6 protein-coding genes are annotated in these 4,106 nt (G+C 68.9%); all 6 read right to left on the bottom strand.

Features of this window, described 5'->3' with window-relative positions; all coding sequences use genetic code 11:
- Positions 1 to 60: 60 nt before the first annotated feature.
- On the bottom strand, positions 61 to 831 hold the full coding sequence (fliP, locus tag HOQ08_RS14765; RefSeq protein WP_291196575.1) for a flagellar type III secretion system pore protein FliP: 771 nt from the start codon (positions 829 to 831) through the stop codon (positions 61 to 63).
- Between the two features lie 47 nt (positions 832 to 878).
- A complete protein-coding gene (gene fliO, locus HOQ08_RS14770; protein ID WP_291196562.1) occupies positions 879 to 1,259 on the bottom strand; it encodes a flagellar biosynthetic protein FliO in 381 nt (126 codons plus the stop codon).
- Between the two features lie 4 nt (positions 1,260 to 1,263).
- Positions 1,264 to 1,599 (bottom strand): flagellar motor switch protein FliN, encoded by a 336-nt coding sequence (fliN, locus tag HOQ08_RS14775; RefSeq protein WP_291196564.1) that lies wholly within the window; start codon positions 1,597 to 1,599, stop codon positions 1,264 to 1,266.
- The gene (gene fliM / locus HOQ08_RS14780; protein WP_291196567.1) at positions 1,596 to 2,609 is read right to left on the bottom strand and encodes a flagellar motor switch protein FliM; all 1,014 of its coding nucleotides are present in this window, start codon (positions 2,607 to 2,609) and stop codon (positions 1,596 to 1,598) included. The genes fliN and fliM overlap by 4 nt, the downstream gene beginning before the upstream one ends.
- Positions 2,610 to 2,622: 13 nt before the next feature.
- On the bottom strand, positions 2,623 to 3,138 hold the full coding sequence (locus tag HOQ08_RS14785; protein WP_291196570.1) for a flagellar basal body-associated FliL family protein: 516 nt from the start codon (positions 3,136 to 3,138) through the stop codon (positions 2,623 to 2,625).
- Positions 3,139 to 3,560: 422 nt separating this feature from the next.
- On the bottom strand, positions 3,561 to 4,106 hold a 546-nt coding region (locus HOQ08_RS14790; RefSeq protein WP_291196573.1), incomplete at its 5' end, for a flagellar hook-length control protein FliK.

Genomic DNA, 4,106 nt, shown 5'->3' on the forward strand with positions numbered 1-4,106 from the left:
CCCTCTCCCCCGGCAGGGGCCGGGGGAGAGGGAGCTGGTGGGCTGAGGCGCGCCTGCCGCTCATGTGTAGAAACTCCCCGCCAGCGTGCCGACCAGCAGCGCCCAGCCGTCCACCAGCACGAACAGCATGATCTTGAAGGGCAGCGAGATGATCATCGGCGAGACCATCATCATGCCCATCGACATCAGCACGCTCGCCACCACCAGGTCGATGATCAGGAACGGGATGAACAGCAGGAAGCCCATCTGGAACGCGGTCTTGAGCTCCGAGGTGAGGAACGCGGGCATCGCCACGCGGAAGGGCACGTCGTCCTTGCTGGCGTAGGGCTTCTCCTTGGCCAGCCGGGTGAACAGCTGCAGGTCGGCGTCGCGCGTCTGGTCGAGCATGAAGCGCTTGAACGGGGCGCTTGCCGCGGGCAGCGCCTGCTCGGCGGTCAGCTGGCCATCCATATAGGGCTTCACGCCGTCGCCGTAGGCCTTGTTGAACACCGGGCCCATCACGAACAGCGTGAGGAACAGCGCCAGCCCCAGCAGCACCTGGTTGGGCGGCGTCGACTGCGTGCCCAGCGCCTGGCGCAGGAAGCCCAGCACGATGATGATCCGGGTGAACGAGGTCATCATCAGCAGGATCGCCGGCAGCAGCGTGAGGACCGTCATCAGGCCCAGCAGTTGCAGCGACAGCGTCCAGTTCTTCGCGCCGCCGGGCGCGTCGTGCACGGTAAGCACCGGGATGCCGCCCGGCATCGTCGGACTGGCCGGCATCGTCAGCGCAGGCGCGGCCGGCGCGGATGCCGCCTGCGGGGCGGCGAAGGCGAACAGCGGCAGCAGCATCAGCGCAAGGGCGAGCAGCAACCGCCTGCAGGGGATCGCGCGGAGGTTCACGGGTTGCGTTTCCAGCGCGACAACAGTTGCGCGAAATTCGGGACCGGCGGTGCATCCTGCGGCGGGGCGGCATCGGCTGGGGCGGCGCCCTCGTACACGTGCAGGGTGCGCAGGCCGCCCTGGCCTACGCCGATGAGCAGGCGCTTGCCGTCGGCGTCGAGCAGCAGCACGCGTTCGCGTGCGCCCACGGCGAAGGTTTCCACGCAACGGATGCGTCGCCCGCCGGGCAGGCTGCGTGCCTGCAGGCGGCGGCTCGTCCAGCCGGCCACGAAGATCAGCGCGATCACCGCGGCGAGGCTGAGCAGCACGCGCAGCAGCTCGCCGCCGACGTCGACCTCGGCGGCGGCAGCAGGCGCGGCCAGGATCAAGGCCAGCATGGGATCAACGCAGCTTGCGCACGCGCTCGGCCGGGCTGACCACGTCGGTCAGGCGAATGCCGAACTTCTCGTTGATCACCACCACTTCGCCGTGCGCGACCAGGGTGCCGTTGACGAACACGTCCAGCGGTTCGCCGGCCGCGCGGTCCAGCTCCACCACCGAGCCCTGGTTGAGCTGCAGCAGGTTGCGGATGCTGATGCGGGTGCGGCCGACCTCCATGGCCAGGTTCACCGGCACGTCGAGGATCATGTCCAGGTTGACGTCGCCGGAGTCGACGGCAAAGCCGGCCACGGCGTCGGATTCGATGCGGTCGGCGACCGCGGCGTCGTTGGGAGTCATGCGCTTTTCTTCTCTGTGAACTCGCCGGACGCGCGCATCTCGCGGCGGCCGACATGGGCCTGGAACTGGACCGCCGTGTGGCCATTGGCCTGGCCGTAGCGGCCGCGGAACACCGGCACGTCCTCGGCAAAGACGGTGCAAAGCTCGGGCAGCACCACCGGGATCACGTCACCCGGACGCAGGCCCAGGAAATCGCCGATCGACAGCTGGGCTTCCAGCAACAGCGAGCTGAGCTCGACCTCGGCGTCGAGCACTTCTTCCTGCAGGTGCTCGATGAAGCGGTCGTCGCGGTCGGCCAGGTCGCTCTGCACGCCGGCGTCCAGCAGCGTGCGGATCGGCTCGACCATCGCGTAGGGCAAGGTCAGGTGGATCTCGCCGCCGCCGCCGTCGAGCTCGACGTGGAAGCGCGACACCACGACGGTTTCCGTGGGGCTGACGATATTCGCGAACTGCGGGTTGATCTCGGAATTGAGGTACTCGAACTCCAGCGGCAGCACCGGGCTCCACGCCTCGGTCATGGCGCCGAACAACTCGGTCAGCATGATCTGGATCACGCGGTTCTCGATCGCGCTGAAGTCGCGGCCCTCGATGCGCGCGTGGAAGCGGCCGTCGCCGCCGAAGAAATTGTCGATCACGGTGAACACCAGCCGCGGCTCGAACACCACCAGCGCGGTGCCGCGCAGCGGCTTGATCTTCACCAGGTTCAAGTTGCTCGGCACGGCCAGGCTGTGCACGTACTCGGCGAACTTGACCATCTTCACGCCCAGCACCGACACCTCGCAGCTCTTGCGCAGCACGTTGAACACGCCCAGCCGGAAGAAGCGCGCGAAGCGGTCGTTGACCATCTCCAGCGTCGGCAGGCGGCCGCGCACGATGCGGTCCTGCTGGGTGAAGTCGTAGGCCTGCACCGCGTCGACGGGCAGCGGCTCGTCCTCGCCGGTGGCGACCGCACCGCCTTCGACGCCGTCCAGCAGCGCGTCGATTTCGTCCTGGGAGAGAAGGTCGCTCATGGGCGCGGGGGCCTCACTGCATCACGAAGCTGGTGAAGTACAGCGCATCGATGCCTGGCTTGCCGGTGCGCGCCTCGACGATCTTGCGCACGGCCGCCAGCGCGTCGGCCTGCAGCTTCTGCTTGCCGGCGGGGTCGCTGAGGATGGTGTAGTCCTGGCGGCTGAGCAGCATGACCAGCGCATTGCGCACGACCGGGTCGACGCTCTTGACGGTGTCCAGCGCGGCCTGGTCGTGCGACATCAGGGTCACGCCCACCTGCAGGTAGCGCATCGCCTGGTCGTCGCGGAAATTGACCACGAAGGCGGGATCGAGCGGCAGGAAGAATTCCGGTTGCGCCTTGGCGGGCTTGGCGTTGCCACTGTCCTTGCCGGCAACCGCCGGCGCCTTGTCGTTTCCGTGCAGCGCGGTCAGCGCATAGGCGCACACGCCCGATACCGCCAGCAGCGCCACGGCCAGGCCGATCACCAGCGGGGAACGGCGCTTCTGCTGCGCCGCGGGTGCCGCCACTTCTTCTTCCGTACTCGCCATGCGTTACCTCGATCCGTTGTCTCTCGCAGCGCAGGGCACTGCCTTGCAAGCCCATGTAGCAAGCCGCATGCCACAACCAGGGGCCTTGCTCCGGCTAGGTTTGCGGCCGGCACGGCGCTTTCTTGACGCGTGGCGGGGACCGGGCGCGTCGCGATCACGACGGGCGTCTGGAAGCTGGCGGCGAGGGCACGGCAGGCGCTTCGGCTTCGGCGCGGTGTGCCTGTGCTCGGCGCGACGGCAGGGATGGCTGGGCTTCAAGCCCTCTCGCCTCGGGATAGGGGCCGGAGTGAGGGTTCGGAATGCCGCTGCGCCGGCCCCTCACCCGCGCGCCGGCACCCTCTCGCATTGAGAGATCGGGTTGTGCGGCTGAAGCGGACCCTTCGATTGCGGCGCCATGCGCGGAAGCCGAAGGGTCGAGCCTCTCAGGCGAACGTATCGAGCATCCCGAGCGCCGCCACCGGCGCGCTCGCCATCACGGCCGGTTCGGCCTCGACCTCGCCGATCGCCCCGGCCGCCTCGCCGCTGCGCGCGGCCTCGCCCTGCTGCTGGCGCTGTCCCACGTCCGCCTGGCCGAGTGCCAGGCCATGGTGGGCCAACAGCGTGTCCAGCTGCGGCAGGGTCTGTTGCAATGCATGGACGGCGGCCGGGTGCTGCGCGGCGAAGCTCACGTCGACGCGGTCGTGGTTGATGCTGACCTTGACGTCCAGCGTGCCCAGGTCTTCCGGGTGCAGGCGGATGCGCGCCTGCTTGATGTCCTGCGAACCGAGCCACGCGATCTGCTGGCCCAGCTCCTGGGCGAAGGCGGGCGTGCCGGCGGGGCTGGCGATATCGAGAACGTGCGCGGGAAGCGTGGCGCTGGGGCCGGCGGGAGTGGCCAGCGGTGCGGCCGGGAAGCCGGCCAGCGGGGCGACATCCAGCGGCGCATCCTTCTGCTCCGTGGGCTTGGCGAGCATGGGAGCCAGTGCGCC

Origin of the sequence: Frateuria sp., from assembly GCF_013362045.1 — a bacterium.
Classification (GTDB): domain Bacteria; phylum Pseudomonadota; class Gammaproteobacteria; order Xanthomonadales; family Rhodanobacteraceae; genus Frateuria_A.

Excerpts from the sequence above, each read along its gene's own strand:
- fliP (WP_291196575.1), bottom strand. The coding sequence starts at position 831 with ATGCTGCTGCCGCTGTTCGCCTTCGCCGCCCCGCAGGCGGCATCCGCG.
- fliO (WP_291196562.1), bottom strand. The coding sequence starts at position 1,259 with ATGCTGGCCTTGATCCTGGCCGCGCCTGCTGCCGCCGCCGAGGTCGAC.
- fliN (WP_291196564.1), bottom strand. The coding sequence starts at position 1,599 with ATGACTCCCAACGACGCCGCGGTCGCCGACCGCATCGAATCCGACGCC.
- fliM (WP_291196567.1), bottom strand. The coding sequence starts at position 2,609 with ATGAGCGACCTTCTCTCCCAGGACGAAATCGACGCGCTGCTGGACGGC.
- HOQ08_RS14785 (WP_291196570.1), bottom strand. The coding sequence starts at position 3,138 with ATGGCGAGTACGGAAGAAGAAGTGGCGGCACCCGCGGCGCAGCAGAAG.